Genomic DNA, 23,239 nt, shown 5'->3' with positions numbered 1-23,239 from the left:
TTTATTTTAATCCTAATTCGTTTTCTAAATACTTATACACAGGATTGAAATAATCCTTGGCTTTTTCTGTTACACCATCAAAACCTTTACCGCCGTGTTTTGGTCGACTTACTTCAGCAAACATTTTATTTTCGATAGAATCAAATAGTCCTTGCTGGTTGATGTTTTCAAGAAACTCGATGGTTTGATCCAACACATCCTGAGCACGGGTTTGCATTATGCCATCTTTCTTGAACTCTATATCGTTGGAAAAATCTTTTGTACTATTGAGGATATAGCGAGCATTCTCAACAGCCAGGAAGCGATCCTGCATAAATGGCGTGTGAATAGCTTCGGTAAGCATACCCAATAACAATATACCTTGGTTGGTAGATTTGGCTATGAAATTAAACATGGCATTCATAATAAAGCCTTTAAAAATATCGCCTGTCATGTACTTGGTTGGCGGCATATATTTCAATGGCGCTTCGGGGAATATTTCGCGCGCCATTTGAGCCTGTGCCATTTCGTATAAGAAACCATTTTCCATTTGTGGATTGATCTCAAAGGCATGACCCAATCCCATTAATTTTGCAGGTAATCCTGAATCGTAGGCAAATTGCTCGTTGATGAACTGCGATGCAGTTACCGTATATGCTTTTTCGTAGGCATCAGATGTAGTTAGGTAGTTATCTTCGCCTGAGTTAATCGTGATATCGGCAAAGGCATTAATCATGCGCGAAAACTTCTGATCGACAAAGGTACGATACATGTTAATGTCGCGAAAAAGCACACCGTACATCGAGTCATTCAGCATCATATCCAAACGCTCAAGTGCACCCATGGCGGCAATCTCCGGCATACAAAGGCCAGAGCAATAATTAACCAAACGGATGTACTTACCAGTTTCTTCGCCAACTTCATCCAAAGCTTTACGCATTATTTTGAAGTTCTCTTGCGTTGCATAAGTTCCACCAAAACCTTCGGTTGTTGCGCCATAAGGAACAAAATCCAGTAAGCTCTGACCAGTAGTGCGAATTACGGCTATAATATCAGCTCCCTGCTTAGCGGCAGCTTGCGCTTGCTTTACATCTTCAAAAATATTACCTGTGGCAACGATGAGGTAAAGTAAAGGACTGTTTTCCTTTTCCTTGTATTGGTCAATCTTGCCCGAGCGGTAAGCTACATTTTCTTTAATACGTTTGGCAGCTCCTTCAACGAGCTCTTCGGCTTTTTGATCAATAAGCTTCTGATCAGTAAAATCGATGCTCGAAATGTCCAGTCCATCAGCTATTAGTTCATTTAGCTCTTGTGGCGATACATTTTTACGAATGAGCGCATTGATATAGTATTTAGCCGCACCATATTGTATTTTGTCACCTAAACTGTTTATCACCATATTAGGCACAGGTACTTCATCTTTGCTAACACCATCAGCACCAAGCAGACGAAGCGTTGCACGTTCAATGGCAACCGTTGTATGTTGCGAAATATACTCATTCACAGGGCCGGCAATTTCTTTCGATAGCTGCCTGGCTTTCTTAATTTTGCTTTTATCAAGATTTAGTTTCGAATCCATCATATTGTCTTCCCTAAATAATCATTTGCATTTTTAATAATATCTTTATTTAAACCCAGCAAACTGGCAATACTCAAGGCATCTTGCTTATAGCTTTCTTGCTTGTCAATCTCCACTTCAAATTGCATAAATGAGTTGATGAGTTTAATTCTATCTTCAATGGTTTCCTCCTGATTGTGGAGGTAATGTTTTTCAAATTCCTTTCGGTTCAAACCTTTCATTCTATATTTACCAACGCCTTCTATTATTGGTAGTTTGATGAAATGTGTAGAGAAAAATCCGGTATAGTTAGTATGCGAGGCTACCCATTTTAACACACCATATAAAATGGCTTTTGCCTCAGTAGCATTAGTTGTTTTGGCTAATTCGTCAGCCAGAATTAAGGTGGTTTTATTTTCGTTTTCAAGCGCTGATGATAAGCTAAATACTTCTTGTCCGAATGAACTCAAACCTTCAACTTCTTTATTTTCATAGGTGCTAAGTATATGAATGGAATCATATAGTTTGGTTTTGAACTTTAATGCGGGCACTCTAAAACCTAATTGGGTAAGCAGTTGTAGAAATCCAATGGTTTTAAAAAGCACAGTCTTTCCTCCCATATTTGATCCGGATAAGAGTGAGGTGTTAGTATCGAAAGTAGCGCTAAGTGGCGTGTATTTGGCTCCGTTTCTATTTTGCCTGGCTTCCAATGAAAGAAATCTTCCTTCATCGATTTGAAGTCCATCGCAGTCATCTATTTCTGGTTTTATTAGATTGAATAAATTCGAAACACGCGCTTTAGCCAAATGCGAGTCAATGTTTTCAATTACTTCTATATATTGTTTTAGTTGTTCTCTCTCTTTAGAAACACTAGCACTTAGTCGCTTTAGTACCTTAACTTCTGCTTCCGCTTCTTGTTGTAATAGAGCTTTCTTTTCCATTTGGGCAATTGTGTATGATTTTGGGAAAAGTGCTTTTACTTTTAAAAGGTTGGCATCATATAGTTCAATGTAAAGAAGTGCAGAGTCTAGTTTTTCTGATTTATTTTGATCGACCAGAATGAATTCCCTGCTTTCAAAATCAAGCTCGAATTTATCTTTTATATCACTGAGTGTTTCTTTTTTTATTTTATTGAGAAGCTCATCGGTTTGAGAAATTCTATTACGGACTTCTAGAAGCTCATCACTAAACGATGATGAGAGGTGAAAAGCTTCCGAATCATCATTATCAGGCATTAATTCAGTAAGTAGCTTTTGTGAATTAAATTCTGAATTAAAAATCGTTTTCCAAATGTTTGGCATAATGGAAGCGACTGCCTTAAAATGGATAAGTAATTTTTTTATTAGGAATAAATCAGCTGCATCGAATACCTCTTTATCCAAATCATTTAAACGATCTATTCTGCTTAAATGATGCTCTATTTTTAGGACAGCATTATTGTCTTCCTCAATAAAACTTAATACCGTCTCACCGATGGCATGTATTTTATTAAGTTCGTTGGCATTAGTAATGAATCGACACTTTATTTTTGCATCAATGCCATAAGGAGTCAGTGGTTTGTACTTCTCGTAAAACCAATTGAACTCGGTAAATTCTATGACTTTATTAATGCCCATAAGGATTGTCAATTAATTCGATGTTTAGATTGCACTGCTCATACAGTTTTCTAAAAGTTAGTTTTTCAACATCTTTCGTTACAAGAACAAAGGCGTTGAGTTTGCAGTTGTTTTCTGCCAAAATATTATGTTTCTGACTTAACGCTTTTAGTTGTTTGAAGGGTAGAAAGACTGATGTAAGGTTGTTTATAGAAATGGTTTTAGTTTTGTCAGGTATGGTGGATATTTTATTAGCTGTAAGTGCCCCATCAATTTTATATGGTGTTTCCTTTTGCGATTTGTCGTAAATAGGAAACGATGCAGATAAGCATAGCAATTTTAGATTTTCAAGTGCTTTATTCATGTTTCTTTTATCGACGTATTGCACGTAAAAGAAGCCCGCTTCTGATATGGCACTAACAGGAGTGAGACGGTTTGCTGCTCCATCTATCACTATTGTTTGGCACTTGATTTCATTCTTTAAAAAGTCAATTATATCGGATAACTGAGCATTGTTTTCGGGGCCAACCAATTCGATGGTTCCGCCGCGAAGTGTTTTTGCTACCACTAATTGGCCAAGAACAGTTTTGTATGGGAATACTTTTAAAAGTTCAAAAAGACCATTGCTTTTATCCAATAAAGGACGAGTGGTTACCAGATAATCGCCCGGAAGTGTTGTTATTAGAGGTTTGGCTCTGCCATCAATTAAATCATTGCCTTCTCCATCAACACCAATGGTTGCAAATGCAGGTGCTTCAACTTTACGAATCTGGTTTAAAGCCACATTCATAAAAGTTGTTTTGCCAGCATTTTTTTTACTTCCAAGTATGAAAGTAGTGGCACCTATAAAATGATATGTCCAAGGTTTTATCTGCAATGTTTTAAAGTAAATGTAGGAGCGGCTCTTTATTTTAATAATTTTATAGAGAGAGCCGCTCCTTAAGAGTTTGTTTATTAATGCTTGCCGTTACCATTGGTACGAATCTCGCGTCGCATTGACTGCGGACGAATTGTACCACCTTCGTTTAGCAACTTAGCTACACCATCTTTAGCTACTAATGATTCATCATTACAGAAATCACAATCTTTCATTTTATGCCCTTGGTAATCCGAAGGCTGCGTGTAACTGGTAATCATACCTTCGTAGTTACGCAATACAACACGTTTTTCAGTTTGTGAAATCAAGTAGTCAGGCATAACCGGAATTTTGCCACCACCACCTGGTGCATCAACCACAAAAGTAGGTACTGCCATACCAGAAGTATGTCCACGCAGATTTTCTATAATCTCAATTCCTTTTGATATAGTTGTTCTGAAATGAGAAATACCTTCCGACAAATCACACTGATAAATGTAATAAGGCTTAACACGAATTCGCAGTAGGTTGTGCATTAGTGATTTCATGATATTTGAACAATCGTTGACCCCTTTTAGAAGCACAGATTGGTTACCCAATTGAACACCACAGTTAGCAAGCTTTTCACAAGCTTCACGCGCGTCATCGGTTATCTCTTTTGGATGATTGAAGTGCGTATTTACATATACCGGATGATGCTTTTTAATGATGTTGCATAGTTCGTCGGTTATGCGTTGAGGCAATACAACAGGCATACGGCTTCCGATACGAATAACTTCAACATGCTCAATTTTACGAAGCTCAGTCAAAATGTAATCGATACGGTTATTACTTAGTATTAGTGGATCACCACCTGAAATAACCACATCCCTAATTTCGGGCGTGTTGGCAATGTATTCAAAGGCTTTCTCAAGATTGCCTTTCCCCATCTCTTCATCAGTTTCGCCAACTATACGACGACGCGTACAATGACGACAATACATCGAGCATTCGTGTGTTACAAGCAAAAGAGCACGATCCGGATAACGATGTGTTAATCCAGGTACTGGCGAATCAACATCTTCATGCAAAGGATCACTTAAGTCCGATTCATCAATATGTAATTCGTTTAAGATTGGAACGGCTAATTTACGAACTGGACATTCACGATCTTCCTTATCCATAAGTGCAGCATAATAAGGCGTGATAGCCATTTTAAACTTACCCAATGTTTGAGAAAGGTGCTCACGTTCCTCTTCGCTTAATTCAAGAACTTTTTCTAATGTTGGAATGTCGCGAATGGCATTACGCATTTGCCATTTCCAGTTATTCCAATCATCCACGCTCACATCCTTGAATAATGGAATGCTTTTATAATCGACTTTTGAGAATTTTATTTTCATTTGTTTTAATTTTAAAGCAACTAGCTGCCAGCTTCTAGCTAATAGCTATGGACACGGCGCTTTTAAAAATCTGTTTATTATTTCTTCGGACTTCTCCCTTCTGCTTTCAAGCATCGGACTTCGGACTAATTAGGTATACAACTCTTCGTATAGTTTTCTAATCTTTTCATCCTTGCGAAGAATATCAATAGCCATGTCGGCATGCCCAATTGCATATCCGTTACCTATTAACATATCCACATCTTTGCCAACACCTTCAGCACCCAAAGCAGCTTTTGTGAACGAAGTTGCCATACTGAAAAAGTAAACGGTACCTCTGTCCTTACACATCAGGATGGTTCCCATTTCGGTATTTGGAATATTAACGTTGTTGATAACCACATCAGCAAGCTCACCTTTTGTGATAGCTTCAATCGTTTCATAACAATCAAGCGCATCTGTAGCATTTAGCTTTATAGCTTTATCACAGACTCCAACCTGAATTAAACGTTCGATATTTTCATCGGAATAATCAGCACCAATTACAAGCCCATCATCGCCAACAATAGTCTTCGCTACTGCACAACACAAAATACCTGATTTTCCACCTGCACCTAATACTACTACGGTGTCACCTTTCTTAACCAAACGCTCTGTTTGAGCTGGTGCACCGCACACATCTAGCACGGCCAATGATAATGTTTCGGATAAATCAGCCGGAAGTTTGGCATAGATGCCACTTTCGAAAAGAATAGCTTTCCCTTTGATCTTAACCTGATCTATCTCTGGTTTAATATCAATTATCTCTTCGATGAACAAAGGTGTTAACGATAAAGAAACCAAAGTTGCAATACGATCTCCTTCTTTTAGGTCGATACTACCCTGCAAAGCTGAACCAATTTTGGCAATTGATCCGATCAACATACCTCCAGATCCTGTAACAGGGTTTTTCATTTTTCCCTGCTTAGTAACAATATCCAAAATAATGCATTTGATTTCTTCGGTATTGCCTTTGGCTTGTTCTTTTATTTGCGTGAAACTGGCTGAGTCAATATTTAGTACATCAACGTCAATCAAAATCTCGTTATCGAAAAGCTGACTCATATTATTATCAACTTTTGTAGCCGGTTGTGGTAGAACTCCTTGTGGCTCAATAACGCGATGTATTCCGTATTTATTTCCTGTTTTCATTTTATTTCAAAGCTATTAGCTACTAGCTGCTGGCCACTAGCTTAATGCATTCTTTATTTTTTATAGATAATAAAGAGCTATAAGCTAGTAGCTATAGGCTATAGGCTTTTTACATTCCCTTCAATTGCAACATCTCTCTCACATCAGCAGGCGTTGCGATTTCGTAACCTGCATCTTTTGATAATTTGGCTGTGCGTTCAACAAGTTGTGCATTGCTTTCTGCCAATACGCCTTTCTCGTAATAAACATTATCCTCAAAGCCAACACGGATAAAGCCATTGCCAAGTGCATAAGCCCCATAATGAGCTGGTACACAAGCACGACCAACGCCCATAACTGTCCAGTTAGCACCTTCAGGAATTCGGCTAACTAATAAGTTTAGTAACTCTATGTCGTAAGGAATGGCCCCTGGGACGTTCATTACAAAACCATAATGGTAAGGAGGCTTAAGAAGTCCTTCTTTAATTAAAGTGTCAGCAGCCACAACGTGAGAAATATCGAAACACTCTAATGTAGGTCGTACATTATACTTAATCATTTCTTTGGCGAAACGACGCATTGTAGGAAGTGTATTAACAATGTACTCATCACCAAAATTAACGGTACCGCAATCTAAAGATGCCATTTCTGGTTGGATGGCTTCGATAACAGCAACACGCTCATCATCGCTCATACCCACAGCACCACCAGTCGTAATTTCAACAACTATGTCGCAACGCTCACGAATCAATTTAATGGCCTCTTTAAAAACTTCAGGATCTTGAGTTGGACCGCCATTTTCGTCACGCACGTGAAGATGAACAATGGATGCACCTGCTTTGTAGGCATCAAAAGTTGCATCCGCAATTTCAAGGGGAGTTAATGGTAAGTTTGGATTGTGCTCGCGAGTGGTTTCTGCTCCACATACTGCACAGGTGATTATCATTTTTTTCATTATAGTAGATTTTTTTATTTTATTACGGAACGGTTCTTTCAACACTATTTTTGATTAGAGAACCGTTCCCTAGTTTCATTTAGTTTATTACCCTCGGCCAATTATTACACCCGATGGATCTACCTTTTCTCTTAAAAGCTTTAATTCCAATTCGCTTGGCTCAACAGTTGTTTCGTAATTATCAGGAATGATCACTTCGAACTCTGCATTTGCTTTCACATCATCAATGGTTTTACCTGGATGTAAGGATAAAAGCATCATGGCTTTAGAATCAGGATGATAGCCATAAACACCTATGTCGGTAATTACTTTGTAAGGACCAGTGTTAGCAGGTAGTCCTGCATCAACACGTGAAGTGCCGCCTTCAATAAAGCCTGGTGTAGTTACAAAATCAACCTTATTGGCAAAGCGTTTTTTGTTTTGAGGCGTTACAACCATTGTTTTCCAACAAAGTGAGGCTAAGTCGTTAGCACCACCACTTCCAGGGAAACGTGTTTTAGGTTTTTCATAGTTATCGCCAATTAGGGTAGAGTTAAGATTACCATATTTATCGATTTGAGCACCACCTAAAAAGCAGTAATCCACGATTCCAGCCTGACACAATTCCATAATTTCAGCCATGGATGTTGCTTTCAGACCTTTATGTGTGGTTCGTGAGTCACCTACTGAGATTGGCATGGTAGGTAAAAGTGGTGCGATACCACCTGCTTCAAAAAGGATGGTCAAATTTGGTGACTGTGTCATTTGTGCCAACATCGCTGCTGCTACCGGAACACCTGTTCCGACCACTACCATTGCGCCGTCTTCTAAGTTACGTGCAGCAATCGTAATCATCAACTCCATTGGATTATATGTATTTTCCATGTTGTCTTGGTTTTAAAAGATTAATACAAATGTTCAGCTTGCATTAGTTTTCGCATCTTATTCATGCCGCCATTTTTCTCCAGATATTCGTAGAAGTCCTTCGACGACAAAATGTGATGTCCGATAAATTCCTCCAACTGCATTTCATCTTTTTCAGCCTTCAGCCAATCGGCTAAATGTTCTTCATCTGAGAAATATTCACCTGGCATATTACCTGGGTAGGAACCATAAGGCATTTCAATTACCGCATCAACACACCAATATGGAATTACTGTTTTAGATGGCTCACGTCTGATTTCTTCATTCGAGATAATCTTTTCAGTTGTGATGATAACACGTTTCGAAGCTTTTGCTATGTCATCGTCAGCCACTAAAATACCATCGATCTGGCAGTTGCCATGTACATCGGCACGGTGCACATGTATCATTGCTACATCTGGATATAAAGCGGGCAAAGCAGCCATTTTTTGTTGCGTGAATGGGCATTCAACCTCAATTGCAGCTGATCGCTTAAAAGTATCGGTACCAAGCATGGTGCGTGATGGTAAATAAGGTAAACCCATAGCTGCAGCTTTGAATCGCCATGATAAGGCACCGTTTGTCCACTCAGTAACTTTTACATTACCCGACTCAAACATACGTCTCGAGTTTTTCGATAAACCTCTTGCTTCGAGGCCAACAATATATGCCGCATCGCAGCGGTTGAATGATTTACCAGCACTTAATAACTGACAATCGTGTGTCGATACGTGACCAGCAAAACCAAGGTTTTTAATTTCTTTACGAATAATTTCATGTATAAGAGCTGTTGGTATACGAACGCCACCAAATCCACCTATTGCGAGGTAATCTCCATCTTTTACAAATTGATCAATTGCTTCCGATACAGAACTAAGCTTGTTTTTCATTTGCTTGCTCTTGTCCTTCAGAAAGGCTCTCATATCATCAGCATTTGGTGAAGTGAACAATTCACCAATACCCTTTTTTAGTTGTTTATCACTCATGTGTGGAATATTATAAAAAGCTAATAGCCCCGATAGTTATCGGGGTTGATAGCTATTAGCTTTTAAATATTAATACTTATCTTTTATATACTGTAAAGCTTCTTCAATTGCATTAACTGTGTAATCCAGATCTTTCTCCGTGTGACGATAGCAGATGTATCCATGATGATATGGCTGTAAGAATACTTTACGTCGGATTAACTGCGTGTAGAAGTCGTTACGCTTAGCTTTGTGTGTACCATCAGAACTTCTATCGAAGGTGATGAACATCATTGGTGGAATACCACTGATTCTGGCACCTATGTCATATTTTTCTAGCAAATCAGCAATGCGATTATTAAAAGATTCGCCACGCTCCCAAATTTTATCAAGTACTTTGTCGCGCTCTAATACTTCTATGGTTTTAAGGGCAGCTACGTAACTCAAACTATTAGGAAAGAAAGTTGAGGAAATAAATACGTTAGATTCGCCTTCTTTCATGATTTCGGCTTTACCAGTTACAGCACCAATAGGATACCCATTGGCCATAGCTTTACCAAATACAGCCAAATCAGGAGTTACCCCATAATGTTTTTGTGCTCCACCCAAAGAAACACGAAATCCAGTACGAATCTCATCAAAGATTAAAACAACCTTATATTTCTCACAAAGGGCTTTAACACCTTCTAAGAAACCTTTGTTTGGCTCCGTAATAGGTGCAGCTAAAGGATGACCAAGAGGAGTAATGATAACGGCTCCTGTATCATCGCCATGTTCTTTTAGTAATGTTTCAAGCGACTCAAGGTTGTTGTATTGAAACTCAAATACATCTTCGTATAATTTTTCAGGTACACCACCTTTTACCTCCACACACCAGTCATGCCAGCCGTGGTAACCACAGCGCATTACTTTTGTTTTTCCAGTATATGAACGAGCCAGTCGGATAGCAGTAGATGTGGCATCAGATCCAGTACATACAAACAAACTCATCTCAGCGCAAGGGATAAGCTCATTCATTTTTTCGGCTAGCTGGTTTTGATATGACTGAGTAAGCGAAAAACAAAATCCTTTATTCTGAATTTGATTTATAACAGCGTTGTCAATTTCTTCTTCACGATTACCAAGAATCATTGGACCATAGGCACACAAATAATCTATGTACTCGTTACCGTCGATATCGGTTACACGACCACCTTTTCCTTGATCAAAATAAACAGGAAATTCACCTTCAACAAAATTGTAAGGGCGACGAATACCAAGAACGCCACCAGGAATAAGTGATTTTCCTTTTTTAAGTTCGTTTAAAGAATTGTCTAATTGTAATTTTTTAGCTTCCATATCTGTATGTTTTGGACTTTAGCAATGTTAAAACCGGATGATGTCCAACAGTACAGCTGAAATTGACACAAGGGATGTATCATTTAAATAAGTGATGTAAATGTGGACAATATAATAACTACATAATAGCTGCAGCATCGGTAATTTCGATGCGCTCAAGTCTATCGTTCAGTAGTTTGTATATCCAGCTCATTGCCAACTCAAAGTTTTAAGAATAACAATATTTAAATCAACGGTGTAAAAATAATAACAAATACACGATTTTTGTTAAAAAACCAACATGTTTTTTAGCATGTTTGTATTTCTTAATGCTAATAGCTTGATGGTTTTTTAATTCGCATCGTTGATTTGACATCTATAGCATCAATACAAAACGGTCCTCTTTGAGCTATTCTCAAGGAAGACCGCTTTAGTGTATTTTCGAGTTAATAGTTAGTTGTTATCACTGGGTAAAAAATAACGAACCATTAATTATCAAGGTGATAAATTTACTTAATCACTTTCGCAGTTTGTATTAGTTTGGCCAGGTGTTCCTGTGTCACCTAGGCCTATGTCGTTTACAGAAATACACCAGTTTATAGGATCATAAGGGTTTGAATTATTGTATTGTGAGGGATCAAGTTGGAAGGAATCTCCTGCCGACAAAGGAAATGCAGAACTGTATTCTAAACGCGCCACTTCTCCCAAAACAGGGAAGGATAAAATGATTTCGTCAGCACTGTTGGTCAAAGTAAAGCCTGCATATTGGTAATCACAATGAATTCCACCATTTATATTTATATCTGCATTTCGGCCCAATACAAAACTTTGTTGCGGATAAATTATAAGATCTTCTGTTATTGTATGTGAATTTGAAGAATTGTCTGTTAGTTGTAATCCATTTAAGTTAATAGCTTTTTCACCAGGATTGTATATTTCAAACCATTCACCATAAGTATCGCTTACTGCTGACGGATTACTCATTACTTCCGTTATAATTAAATGCCCTTCGCAAGCAATTAGCATACCATCACAATTTCGATCCTCTAATTCATCGCATAGCTCTGGGGCTCCCGGATATATCGAAGCATCACTATCATTGCAATCGCCATCACTGATTGTAAAACCATCTCCGTCATTGTCTATGTTGTTGCTATTATCGTCTTCATCAATTAGACCATCGCAATCGTTATCGAGTCCATCGCCTGCAATTTCTTGAGCTTCTGGGTTAATTAAATTATTGCTGTCATTACAGTCGCCACTTTGAGTTATAAATCCTGCAGGTATATTTACTCCATCTGGTAGGTATATTAAATTAAAATTGTCACCAAAACCATCCTGATCTTTATCCCCAAAATAGAAATTGCCTTCGGCATTAGTTGTACCTACAGGCAATTCAACGCTGCCACCATTATCAAGCGAAAGCGTATTTTCCTGCAGTGATAGTTGTTGAGCATCTGTATTATCGATGTATGTGCTTAAGTCTATTTCTATTGGAGCACCATTTGTTGAGAGTGAAAGGATGTTGTTTTCAAGACTTAATACTTGAATTTCATTCTCAGGATTGGCATCAGCATCTTCAACACCATCTTGCAAACTAGATAAGTCTGTTATGATGGTTTCATCCCCTTCAAAAGTATATAGTGTTGTTCCGGATAAATACATGTCATTAATTTGCTCATTGTGAGGATCAGAATCTAAATCGTTATGATTGGATACTTTGCCCGCATAGAGAGCATATGGTACTGAAAGTAGTCTATCGCCTCCTTGTAATTTATAGTTTGAACCGCCTTTTGGGTCAATCTCGACCTTTAAAGAATAGGCACCGGCACCCCAGTCAATTCCGTCGAATATACCGTAAATGGAATTTCCCTCTCCGATGTTAACATCCATTAAGCCATATCTATTAGTTGTTATTTGATGATTCTCTTGATATACACCTATGTCATCTTGCATAATTGTAAATCTTAAGCTTACGTTACGCGACGACAATGGAATACCCCATTTACCTTTTGCTATGGCTTTGTACTTTAGTGCTTGTGGAACCTGAGCTTGAATAATCATTAAACTGGCGCATAGTAATACACCACCGAGAAGTAAAAAACGTTTCATATTGTACAGTTTGAGTGGTTACTTTTTGATGACTTTGAATGTGGCAATTGTTTGTTGATCGGTATCGATTAAATGAATAATGTACATGCTAGCCGGGAGCTTGCTAAGGTTGATTTGCATGGGGTTATTTGACCATTTTTGAGATAATACTCTCTTGTTTGAGGTGTTGTATATTTGAATAAGAACATCATTGTCAAACTCTGTTTTAGATTTAATTTGTACAAAGTCTGGAGTAATTGTAGGGTAGGCTGAATAGTAAGGTTGGTAGGAATGATTAATGGAATCCTGAAATGAGAGTTGTTCAAATAGTACGTCGTAATCAATTAAATTTTCTCCAACAATCCAATTAATACTGATGTCGCTTGAAACAATGGAATTACCAGAACTAATGATTATTTCTTCACTTTTTTCCTGGGCTTGAAGTTTAAAGAAAGTGAACAATAGAACTAATAGAAAGCTGTATTTATTCATGATATGAAGTTGTTTTAATAATGATTTTTAGAATTTTATTAGTGATCAAGATTTTTATTATAAAATCTCAATTTATTTAGTGTTTTTTTATCAGGCATGATTTATGTAGTTTAAATCATTAATATATAGAAGTTAGTGATTTGGTAATTTAGATTGCTGGAATAATGATATTCCTATTTTTTTAACAAAGTTATGTGTACGTTAATGTTTTGTCAATAGATTTTTGTGATAAAAAGCTATTTTAATAGAAGAAAAACGAAGTGTTTATATCTAGTTATTTTGATAGGTAGATTAAGTGGGTGTTATTGGTTTTGTAAGGATATTTTAAAAGGTACGTCCAACCGGGAAAACATGTAATTATGAAAGCAAAAAAAATGATACTCGGTATAGGATTAATGTTTCTTGCCATAGTAGTGAAGGCTCAGGATGAAGTAAAATATTTTAAAGGCACATATGATGAAGCTTTGGAGTTGGCTGCGAAACAAAACAAGCCCATCTTTATTAAAACGTATACCGATTGGTGTTATTACTGCAAGAAAATGGATAAGAAGACAATGGTGGATGAAAAGATTGTTCGTACTTTAAATGAGCAGTTTATCACACTAGCTATTAATATGGAAGCGGAAGCTGGATTGGAGCTAGATGAAAAGTTCAATATATCGGCTTATCCAACCCTGTTAGTTATAGGTTCAGATGGTAAGATGTTGGCAAAATTAGTAGGCTACCATAAGGCACTAGAATTGCAAGCTGAACTGGAAAAAGCATTGCCTTATTAGCATAGTTTCTTGATGTGGAAAATTATGAATCTATAATATGCCTTGATCGATTAATGTTTTTTCAACGTCGATCATTTCGTCGAAGAAGGCCTGGCCATACTTTCTGACAATGGGTTCCTTCAAGAACTTGTAAACCGGAACGCCTAACTTTCCACCTAGTTCACGTGCCGGGTGGCAAATAGGCCAGGTGTGATAATTTAAGGCTTCAAAATCGGGATATTGTGTAATTCGAATAGGGTACAAATGGCAGGAAATTGGTTTCTTGAAATCAACTTTACCTTCTTGATGAGCTTTATCAATGGCACATTTACAGATTCCATCTTCATCGAAATAAGTATACACACACTCTTTGCCATTAATAATTGGTGTTACCTTATCACCATCAGAGTCGATAACCCAGGTGCCTTGTTTTTCTATTTCAGCAATTGCCTGATCTGTTAGGTAGGGTTTTACGATGGGATAGATGTCTTCAATGATTTTTGTTTCATCATCTTCAAGAGGTGCGCCCGATTCACCTTCTACACAACAGTCGCCTTTGCAAACTGCAAGGTTGCAAACAAAACGTTTCGAGAAAATATCTGTACTAACTATTTTATCATCTATCTGAATCATCTCTATACCTGCTAAATTTTGAAGTTGCAAAGATAAAATAAATAACGAGCATACATATAAATACAAAAAAGGCCTTCTGTTCGTTAACAGAGGCCTCTTTATAACCTAAACCCAAAATCTATGAAAAAAAATCTACGCAAGTGAAGTTGCAATCGCTGTGCCAGAATTTAAAACGGCTGTGTTAAAGAGTGCAAAGAAAAACAAAAAGGTGTACCTCTCTAGTTCTGAAGAGATACACCTTAGTAATATATTCCAGCTGTTTAAAAGCTATTTGGCAGCTTTTTTTGCACGCTTTTCTGCTCTTTTTTCTTTAGGCGTTTTCGCCGCTTCCTTTTTTACATTTTTCTTAGCGTCTTGACCTTTTCCCATGATATTTTCTTTTTAAGTTATATGATCATTTTTTTCTCACCGAAATATGGAATTATAATCCAAAACGGTATTGAATACCCATTAGTACAAAATCGTTACCGTGGCCTTTCCCAAATTCCCCACGTGCTGTAAGGCTTTCATTTATTTCAAGGTTGAAACCAAACTGAACGCTCCAGTGGTTAATAATATCCTTTTTAATGCCATAATTAACATCCGATGAAACAAGGCCTTCAAAGGCTGTGTTGATTTCACCCAGTATTTCGTTTTTTCTCTCTAATTTCGCTATTTCTATTTGATCCCATATGTTATCAGGGTCAAGTTCTGCTATGGCATCGTTGTTTGCTTCTATGCGGCGGTCAATTTCAGGGAAAAGACGGCTGCCAATTTCGGGCAAAGCTTGCTGAATTCCAATGGCACCAAAGTTACCATCGTTATCTAAAAAACCTCGATACATTCCTCCAACATAGAGGGCAAGCATAGAATTTTTTCCAAGTTTAACACGATCTCCAACCCTTGCTGAAACAACACCAAATTTGGCGGGTTTATCCAAAAGCTCAGAATGCGACCAGGTAAAATTAGCATCAACCGAAAAGAAATAATCGTCGTATATCTTACCAACTACAGTTGTTCCAAGTCCATAGGTATTGGCCGAAAAATGAACATCACTTGTTATTTGAGGTAATGATAATACCAGGTTGCCATCATCATCGAACCATTGTGGTTGTAGCGATACATGTGTAGAGCCTGAGCTATTCGAATAAAGGCCGTAGAAATTCAGAAAAGGAAATACCCAAACATCTGCTCTAAGGTTCATGCCATTTGTTTTGGCAATGGTATTGGTAAAGTTTAATGTTTCGGTAGTGACATGTTCATTTATTAATTGGTTGATGTTTGAGTTTGGGTCATCTCCTATAGTCATTCCAAAAGATGAAATTTCCAAATCCATTCGATTGTAAACGTAGTTAATATTCAAACCATAAGGGAGCTGTATCTTATATCCTCGTTCAGCAGCCTTTTTACCAAAAATTGGCATGCTATATGGCCATTCATAGCCTTTTCGTGTGGTATCGATCTGTCCATAAGTTAAGGTAGAAGAGACCACCAATACAGCAAGTAATAATGTTTTCATAATTCAAGTTTTGGCTTCTATAATATTATTTTCTTTATAATCAGAATACATATCTATATACAGTCTGAAATTTACTTATTTCCAACCTAGCAAACAAAAAACCATGTAGTTCAAAATGCAAATAAGATAAACAGGCACCGTTTGTGTTGGTAAACAAGGTTTTGTTTTATAGGTTTTTATATTGTTTTTTAGCTCCAATACGTCCTGAGTATTTATAACAAGCGAAGTATTATAAATGATTAAGCTCTGGGTAAAATATCTCAGCAAAAGTTTTCAAAGCGATATGTATACGAGGCCCATTGAGCTGCACCAAATGGTGATCGACGGCAAAAACTTTATTGTTCTTAACAGCTCTAAGTTGATTGTAGTGTTCGTGCTGGCAAAAAGCCTCTTTCATGCTGTGTTGAATAAGAATGATGTCTGGGTCTTTTTGAATCAAAGCTTCAAGATTATAGGCCCAGCCGGTAATATCACTAGCGATGTTATTGCCTCCTGCCATAGTGATTAACTCCGAAATAAAAGTATCACTTCCTGCAGTGTAATCACCTCCTTTTCCAAATCCAACGGCGTAATATACACTTGGTTTTTTTACGTTTTTTGGAACTTGATTCATGGTAGCTTGCATGCTGTTTTGCATCAAGTTCCAGAGTGAATCTGCTTTTTCTTTTTCACCAATTAAGGTGCCAATGTTAATAATCAAATCACCTGCCCCGGCAACCGATTCCTGACTCATTAACCAGGCAAATGGCATTCCTAGTTCTTCGATGCGATTAGCGGCTTCTTTTTTGAAGTGAGTCGAAGCCATAACCAGATCGGGCTTTAGTTGCAGCATAATTTCCAGAGATGGGTCCATTAAACCACCAATGGCTTTTATATCGAGTGCTTCTTGGGGGTAATTGCAGAAATTGGTTCGTCCCACTAATTTGTGCTGTTCATTTAAAGCAAACATTACTTCTGTAATGGCTGGTGAACATGATATAATGCGTTGAGGAACTGATTTGAGCTTTAATTTATTACCTCTTGAATCGGTAAATTGAATGCTTTTCTGTTCCTTGTTTTTTGTGTTCGAACAGGCAAGTGTAAAAACGGATAATATCAGTATAAGTAGGTGTTGTAGTTTCATGGTATATCAGTGTTAATGCTCACTCGTATTTAATTTTTAGAGCCTTATTTTAGTAGTGAAATATGAGGTGTGGTTTTGTGTCCTTGGCGCAGATCCATTCCGAGTCTACTTTAAAAACCGATTTCAGCAATTCGGGGTTTAGCACTTCAATAGGTTCGCCATAGGCAACAATGCGACCTTTATCCATCACCATTACTTCATCGGTGAATTCGGCTACCTGATTGAGGTCGTGAAGCACGGTTATTATGGTTTTATTTTCCTGATCGGCAATTTGCCGCAATAATTTAAGTACTTCAATTTGGTGAAAGACATCCAACTGCGAAACAGGTTCGTCTAAGAACATGACTGGCGTATCCTGTGCCAGTGCCCGGGCTATGATGGTTCTTTGTTTCTCGCCACCGCTTAATGTGGTTACTGAGCGCTTTCGGAAGTTTATCATGTCAGTCATTTCCATAGCGTCCAATACTTTTTGTTTGTCTTCGCTGTTCGGACCTGTAATGCCTGAATAATAAGGGTATCGTCCCATCATAACAGCTTCCTCAACAGAGAAATCGAATTCGAGTTGTGTGTTTTGAGGTACATAACTTAAATAATGAGCTTTGTTGGGATAGTAATCTGGCACATGAATATGACCAGAACTTGCCTTTTTAATCTGAAGTAAGGTTTGCAACAAAGTTGTTTTGCCTGAGCCATTGCAGCCGGCAATGCTATAGAAGCGGCCTTTTTTTAATTCATGCGAAACGGTATTTAAGATGGCCTTAGAGCCTGCTTTAAAGCTCAAGTCCTCAAAGGCCATGACGATATCTCGTTCTAATAATTCTGTTTTCACTTTAAACATGGCTCTTGCTTCTTTTGATTAAAATGAAAAAGAAATAGGGAGCTCCAAACAAAGCGGTGATGCTACCTACGGGTAATTCGCCTGGCTGCACAACTGTTCGGGCAAGCGTGTCGGCTATAATAAGAAAGATTCCACCCCATAAAGCAGCCAATGGTAGAAGTTTTCGATTATCGGCACCAACGGTGAAGCGTACCATGTGCGGCACAATTAAACCAACAAAGCCGATAACACCGCTATAGGCCACCACTATGGATACCGAAAGTGCAGATATTAATAGAATTACCGCCACTTTCTTTTTTACATTGATACCGAGCGAATGGGCTGTTTCGTTACCCATGGCCAGCAGATTAAGATCTTTGGCGTATTTGAAGAGCATGATTAGTGAGAAAATAACAACGGGAGTTACAATCCATATCTGCTGCCAACTAATGGCATTAAAGCCACCAAGTGTCCAGAAGATAATACTCTCCATTTGGTCGCGATGAATAACCAATAAGAGGGAAACGATGGCTCCCAACATTAAACTCATGGCAATACCTGCCAATAGAAGCGTATTTTGCTCAGATTGTTTCAAGCTAAAAGCTAACCAGTACACCACAATCAAAGCTGAACAAGCGCCTAAAAATGCGAAGATAGGAATGCCCAATAATCCTCCCTGAATCCCAAGTACGATGGCTATGGTGGCACCGACTGAAGCGCCTGATGAAATACCCAGTACATAAGGGTCGGACATAGGGTTTCGGAATATGGATTGAAACGCACTTCCCGAGGCCGATAAGGCTGTGCCTGCAAGAATGGCCATAACAACACGTGGCAAGCGAATCTGTGTAATCACCTGCCAAATACCATTGCTTTGACTGTTGGCAGAATCTCCTGATAGACTATCATACAGAGCCGCAAAGTCAAGATTAGTAGGCCCCAAAAGCAAGGCAATGCAAGATAGTAGTACCAACGCCACAAGTGTTGCTATTACAATCCATTTATATTTAGCCGCGCTTATCATTCAAGCTTTCATATTTAATAATTAAGGTAGCTAATGGAGGGGAGAAAGAAGAGAGATAAGATATGTGAAATGGCTTGTCTGTCTTTTGCTTTTACTCCCGAAAGCTACATTACTGTTGACTATGGCAGGTCTTCTGACTTTCCCTTCTCCAGAACCTTCCCATTCGCCTTGAGCGAACAGTGGTGCTTTTCTGAAATGATTCGATAATAACATCGAACCGGGTACACAGCAGCGGGTACTGTTCAGGACTTTCACCTGATTCCCTTGCAACCTGATATGATGCATCAGGTTTACCGTAATCGCTTGCAAAGTTATTAAAAAAACTTACATCACGAAGGACACCACAGGAGAGTAGTATCCTATTTTTTTTGCCTATTGATTAATGTTTTATATTTTCATTCTCAATTAACTTTTAAACAACCAACATTTGAAATGAAAGAATTTATCCCCGTAATATTTGTTGCTGTATTTGTGCTGATTGTTTTGGTCTCTGTTTTTTATAATAAGAAAGCCATAATAAAAAGAAAATTAAAGAAAGCACCACTTAAGCGTATTTCATCATTTAAAGATGGAGAACTTGCCAAGTTAGTTGGTAAGGTTGAGTTTGTTGAAGAAGCACTTAAAGCGCCCTTGTCGGGTAGAGAATGTGCGTATTATCATATTCGTGTTGAGCAGCAAGTGTCGTCGGGCAAGAGTTCGCATTGGAAAACCATTGTTGATGAGGTGGTGGCCAACAAATTTGTCATTCGCGAAGGAAACGAAGCAGCTTTTGTTCACAGTACAAAAGTGAAAAGCCATGTAGTGGAAGATCGCAAGTACCGTTCCGGTTTTTTAAATGATGCAAGTGAAAAATTAGAGGCCTACCTGAACAGACATGGTTTGGAAAGTGAAAACTTTTTGGGCTTAAACAAAACCATTCGCTACAGGGAGGGCATACTTGAAAAAGGAGAGAAGATAGCTGTATTAGGTACCGGTAAATGGACGGATGCGAGTCAACTTGATTTACCCGATTATTATGGCCGTGTTCTTTACATGAGTTCGCGCGACGATCAGCAAGTGTATCTGAGTGACGATCCGGAAACACTTGGTGCTTTGGTGTAAGGGTTCAATGCATGACACAATCCTGGATTTTGATTTTCTTTATAGCAATAATATCTACATACGAAGTATATATAAAGGGCGCTGACCATACTTTTATCAAGTTGTTAATTAGTAATGTTAAGCTAGCTGGTAAACACCTTATGTGTATCGATAATGATATGCATGATTTCTACCCAGAAAAATATTAAGCGTTATTCTTAATATGCCAAGACTTTACATTTGATTATAATTAGATTAAATTACAAAAAGCATTAATCTTCAATTTTATCATTTGTTATTCATTTAAAGTTTAAGCATATGAGAAAAAATATCAAAGCATTAGCAATGCTTGCTGGAATGATAATTATTCTGGCAGCCCAATCGTGTGAATACCTAGATAAAAGAGGTGGCTCAAAAGCTCTGAAAGATAAACTCAAAAAAGAGCGAATAAAAGTGGGGCGTGCCTTATTGGAAGTGACAGGAGGTGGAATAGATGAAATCCTTCCATACTACACAGACGATATTGAATATCACGATCCCGTTGTTGATATCTATGGAAAGGAGCACATGACAGGTTTCCTTTATCAACTTATCGAAAATTCATCTCCTGATCTTGAAACAATAGTGGAAGAAGAAACCCTTATTGACGATGTCTATTCAGCCACATGGGTTATGAAAGGTACGTTTAACGGCATTTATTACGAGGCCAAGGGCATCTCTATTTTTAAATTTGAACCATACTCAATAAACGTATACTACCAACGCGACTATTATTCAGAAGGCGATATAATGGCTACAATTGCTAGTCCAGATCCGAATATTCCCGGTCTCGATCAGTTAATGTATTTCTTTAGAGAGCAATACAAGTGTTCTGTTGTTCCTGACTATCCTTGTTCACTTCCTCCACCTTCGAGTGATTCAAACAATCAAATGCATTTGAAAAGCCGGAACTTAAATCATCAACTCGATGTTGGTCGACTATTGGTTCAACTCGATGCGGAAAATTGGCCAAGCGTCATCCCTTATCTGGCTGATGATTATGAATACCACGATCCTATTGTTGATATCTATTCACCCGACACTATGGCTGAATTTCTGGCTCGTTTATTTGCCGGATCGACCGACTTATATACTGTTGTAGAGGACGAAACGCTGGTTGATGACATTTACATGGCTACATGGACCATGACAGGTATTGTGAACGGCGCCGTAATCGAAGCTCCAGGTATGTCAATCGTGAAATTTAAACCAGGGACTGAAATGGTTATGTACTCTCGTGATTATTACTCTGAAGGAGATATTATGATTGGCATCGACCAACTACGTGAAGCAATCTTAGGTTTCCGCGAATATTACCTTTGTGCCGTCGATCCAAAACACGATTGCCAACTTGTACAATAGTGATAGTTTGAGTATTGAAATGTTTTTAAAATCAATGAGGCTGTCTCAAAAGAGAATTTAAAATCCAGACAACTATTAGATTAAAACTTAACCGTTATTTCTACCCCTCCTAACCTCCCCTAAAGTGGAGGCTTAAGTCCCCTTCAGGGGAATCGAAGATCGGCAAAGCCAATTAGGGGTAACAAATATTGAAGTTAGTAACAATTGATAAGTTTCAAAGATTCTTTTTTGACTTTTGAGACAGCCACATTTGTTTGATTGAACAAAATAGTCTGAAAGCTCTTAAACGAAATTGACAACTTCGCTTCATTACGAATGAAGTTTGTTACTACTTATGCGTATTTTTCTTTTCATGTTGGTTCGACAATACCATACTCACTATCAACAAAAGCATTGAAACGATACCTAAATAACTTCCTGCATTTTCTGTCCAGCTTAAATCTGAATAGTCAACAACCATACATTGGCCAACTATTACAATGCAAGCAAAAATCATTAGTCTGTTTCTAAATTTTTTCATCTGTAAAAATTTTGGAACTCGCCAATCTGGTCATCTTCGTGTGTTATCTTTTATTTCAAGACCTGGAAATTTTAAGACCTTGGAATCATCCATCATAGCCTTTTTCTTTTTCGATATGTCTGAATATGCACAATATTTATTCACCCCAATGCTTCTTCGCCCAGTCTCGTTGCTGGTCAATGGTTTGAAAAGTCCATGCAAGTATTCGACTGATCTTTGTTCCCTGACTCATTTTAATGGCTTTTACTTCCACAGCGCCCACCGCTTTAAGGGCTTTTCGGAAAGTTCTTAGGTTGCCTTCTTTCGAAACCAAAGTAGTAAACCAAAGGCAGGCTTCGCTGAATTCCGAACTCTGTTTAATCATATTAGTTACAAAACGTTCTTCGCCACCATTGCAGTACAGTTCTTTTCCGTTTCCGCCAAAGTTTAAAACGACTTCCTTGACTTCGGTCTTATTTAAACTATTCACTTTACTTTGCGATGCCTTCTCAGCTTCCTTAAGTGAGGCATGGAATGGAGGATTGCAGACACTAACATCGTAACGCTCGTTGTCTTTAATCACTCCTCTAAAAGTATCGTATGTATTGGCTTGTAAGCGAAGTTCGATCTTGTCTTTTAAGGTGCCGTTGTTATCAACAATTGCGCTGGCAGAATTAATGGCAGCTTCTTCGGTATCGGATCCTACAAAAGACCAGCCATATTCTCTAGTGCCAATTATGGGATAAATACAATTGGCTCCCACACCCACATCCAGACATTTTACATTCTTACCCAATGGAATGACTTCCCTATTTTGACTGGCCAATACATCGGCAATGTTGTGAATGTAATCTGCTCGGCCAGGTACTGGTGGGCAAAGGAAGCCATCTGGGATTGACCAATGATCCACTCCGTAGCTTTGTTTTAAGATGGCTTTATTTAGCATTAAAACGGCTTTAGGGTCAGAGAAGTTAATGGATTCATCCTTAAATTGATTTAGCGAAACAAAAGGTGCTAAGTCAGGACAAGCTTCTATCAGTTCTTTAAAATTGTAACGCTCACGGTGTTTATTTCGTGGATGTAAGCTTGCTTTTACTTTCGGATGTACTCTCTTTTTTTGAGCCATTGTGGACCTGTGTTGATGAATGTAATTGATAAGAGAGCAAATATACGTAAACTATCTTCTAG

21 protein-coding genes and 1 riboswitch are annotated in these 23,239 nt (G+C 38.1%); of the genes, 3 read left to right on the top strand and 18 right to left on the bottom strand.

From position 1 onward, the window contains the following. Nucleotide 1: 1 nt before the first annotated feature. The 11 genes from kamD to ACRD7B_RS11340 form a co-directional block, all read right to left on the bottom strand. Entirely contained in the window at nt 2–1,561 is a 1,560-nt protein-coding gene (gene kamD, locus ACRD7B_RS11390; protein WP_430824684.1) for a lysine 5,6-aminomutase subunit alpha, read from the bottom strand. After that, nucleotides 1,558–3,153 carry a lysine 5,6-aminomutase reactivase ATPase KamC gene (gene kamC, locus ACRD7B_RS11385; protein ID WP_430824683.1) on the bottom strand — a complete coding sequence of 532 codons (1,596 nt, stop codon included), beginning with the start codon at nt 3,151–3,153 and terminating at the stop codon, nt 1,558–1,560. Before kamC ends, kamD begins: the two co-directional genes overlap by 4 nt. Continuing rightward, a complete protein-coding gene (locus tag ACRD7B_RS11380) occupies nt 3,143–3,922 on the bottom strand; it encodes a hypothetical protein (RefSeq protein ID WP_430824682.1) in 780 nt (259 codons plus the stop codon). Before ACRD7B_RS11380 ends, kamC begins: the two co-directional genes overlap by 11 nt. A 164-nt stretch (nt 3,923–4,086) precedes the next feature. Beyond that, nucleotides 4,087–5,370, bottom strand: a complete 1,284-nt coding sequence (kamA, locus tag ACRD7B_RS11375; RefSeq protein ID WP_430824681.1) for a lysine 2,3-aminomutase — start codon at nt 5,368–5,370, stop codon at nt 4,087–4,089. 129 nt (nt 5,371–5,499) lie between these two features. After that, nucleotides 5,500–6,540, bottom strand: a complete 1,041-nt coding sequence (kdd, locus tag ACRD7B_RS11370) for an L-erythro-3,5-diaminohexanoate dehydrogenase (protein ID WP_430824680.1) — start codon at nt 6,538–6,540, stop codon at nt 5,500–5,502. A 109-nt stretch (nt 6,541–6,649) separates the two neighbouring features. Further along, complete coding sequence (kce, locus tag ACRD7B_RS11365) at nt 6,650–7,474, bottom strand: 3-keto-5-aminohexanoate cleavage enzyme (RefSeq protein ID WP_430824679.1); 825 nt, start codon at nt 7,472–7,474, stop codon at nt 6,650–6,652. Nucleotides 7,475–7,561: 87 nt separating this feature from the next. Then, the gene (locus ACRD7B_RS11360; protein WP_430824678.1) at nt 7,562–8,338 is read right to left on the bottom strand and encodes a CoA-transferase subunit beta; all 777 of its coding nucleotides are present in this window, start codon (nt 8,336–8,338) and stop codon (nt 7,562–7,564) included. A 20-nt stretch (nt 8,339–8,358) separates the two neighbouring features. Continuing rightward, a complete protein-coding gene (locus tag ACRD7B_RS11355) occupies nt 8,359–9,342 on the bottom strand; it encodes a CoA transferase subunit A (RefSeq protein WP_430824677.1) in 984 nt (327 codons plus the stop codon). Nucleotides 9,343–9,411: 69 nt separating this feature from the next. Next, a complete protein-coding gene (locus ACRD7B_RS11350; protein ID WP_430824676.1) occupies nt 9,412–10,659 on the bottom strand; it encodes an aspartate aminotransferase family protein in 1,248 nt (415 codons plus the stop codon). Nucleotides 10,660–11,151: 492 nt separating this feature from the next. Continuing rightward, nucleotides 11,152–12,750 (bottom strand): lamin tail domain-containing protein, encoded by a 1,599-nt coding sequence (locus tag ACRD7B_RS11345; protein WP_430824675.1) that lies wholly within the window; start codon nt 12,748–12,750, stop codon nt 11,152–11,154. A gap of 18 nt (nt 12,751–12,768) precedes the next feature. Then, nucleotides 12,769–13,221, bottom strand: a complete 453-nt coding sequence (locus ACRD7B_RS11340; protein WP_430824674.1) for a T9SS type A sorting domain-containing protein — start codon at nt 13,219–13,221, stop codon at nt 12,769–12,771. A gap of 359 nt (nt 13,222–13,580) precedes the next feature. On the opposite strand from ACRD7B_RS11340, the gene ACRD7B_RS11335 reads away from it, so the two are divergent. Next, nucleotides 13,581–13,997, top strand: coding sequence for a thioredoxin family protein (locus ACRD7B_RS11335; RefSeq protein WP_430824673.1), 417 nt, complete (start codon nt 13,581–13,583; stop codon nt 13,995–13,997). 30 nt (nt 13,998–14,027) lie between these two features. On the opposite strand, the gene ACRD7B_RS11330 is transcribed toward ACRD7B_RS11335, so the two are convergent. From ACRD7B_RS11330 to ACRD7B_RS11310, 5 genes are all read right to left on the bottom strand, one after another. Next, a complete protein-coding gene (locus ACRD7B_RS11330) occupies nt 14,028–14,609 on the bottom strand; it encodes a DUF3109 family protein (RefSeq protein WP_430824672.1) in 582 nt (193 codons plus the stop codon). Nucleotides 14,610–15,030: 421 nt separating this feature from the next. Then, on the bottom strand, nt 15,031–16,107 hold the full coding sequence (locus tag ACRD7B_RS11325) for a hypothetical protein (RefSeq protein WP_430824671.1): 1,077 nt from the start codon (nt 16,105–16,107) through the stop codon (nt 15,031–15,033). Between the two features lie 229 nt (nt 16,108–16,336). Further along, complete coding sequence (locus tag ACRD7B_RS11320) at nt 16,337–17,230, bottom strand: ABC transporter substrate-binding protein (protein WP_430824670.1); 894 nt, start codon at nt 17,228–17,230, stop codon at nt 16,337–16,339. A gap of 49 nt (nt 17,231–17,279) precedes the next feature. Beyond that, nucleotides 17,280–18,068: an ABC transporter ATP-binding protein gene (locus ACRD7B_RS11315; protein ID WP_430824669.1), complete on the bottom strand. Its 789-nt coding sequence runs from the start codon at nt 18,066–18,068 to the stop codon at nt 17,280–17,282. After that, nucleotides 18,061–19,071: a FecCD family ABC transporter permease gene (locus ACRD7B_RS11310; RefSeq protein WP_430824668.1), complete on the bottom strand. Its 1,011-nt coding sequence runs from the start codon at nt 19,069–19,071 to the stop codon at nt 18,061–18,063. Before ACRD7B_RS11310 ends, ACRD7B_RS11315 begins: the two co-directional genes overlap by 8 nt. Before the next feature lie 106 nt (nt 19,072–19,177). Beyond that, nucleotides 19,178–19,384, bottom strand: a riboswitch (cobalamin riboswitch). A gap of 119 nt (nt 19,385–19,503) precedes the next feature. Here ACRD7B_RS11310 and ACRD7B_RS11305 point away from each other — a divergent pair. Continuing rightward, on the top strand, nt 19,504–20,172 hold the full coding sequence (locus ACRD7B_RS11305) for a hypothetical protein (RefSeq protein WP_430824667.1): 669 nt from the start codon (nt 19,504–19,506) through the stop codon (nt 20,170–20,172). 297 nt (nt 20,173–20,469) lie between these two features. Then, nucleotides 20,470–21,552 carry a nuclear transport factor 2 family protein gene (locus ACRD7B_RS11300; protein WP_430824666.1) on the top strand — a complete coding sequence of 361 codons (1,083 nt, stop codon included), beginning with the start codon at nt 20,470–20,472 and terminating at the stop codon, nt 21,550–21,552. A 328-nt stretch (nt 21,553–21,880) separates the two neighbouring features. Here the strand turns inward: ACRD7B_RS11300 and ACRD7B_RS11295 are convergent, their stop codons facing one another. Then, a complete protein-coding gene (locus ACRD7B_RS11295; protein WP_430824665.1) occupies nt 21,881–22,072 on the bottom strand; it encodes a hypothetical protein in 192 nt (63 codons plus the stop codon). 136 nt (nt 22,073–22,208) lie between these two features. Continuing rightward, nucleotides 22,209–23,177, bottom strand: coding sequence for a 23S rRNA (adenine(1618)-N(6))-methyltransferase RlmF (gene rlmF / locus ACRD7B_RS11290; RefSeq protein WP_430824664.1), 969 nt, complete (start codon nt 23,175–23,177; stop codon nt 22,209–22,211). Nucleotides 23,178–23,239: the final 62 nt, after the last annotated feature.

This window comes from Carboxylicivirga fragile (assembly GCF_050589805.1).
In the GTDB taxonomy this organism is placed as follows: Bacteria; Bacteroidota; Bacteroidia; order Bacteroidales; family Marinilabiliaceae; genus Carboxylicivirga; species Carboxylicivirga fragile.
Note: the sequence above shows the minus strand (reverse complement) of the source record. Positions and strands in the feature narration are given on the sequence as shown.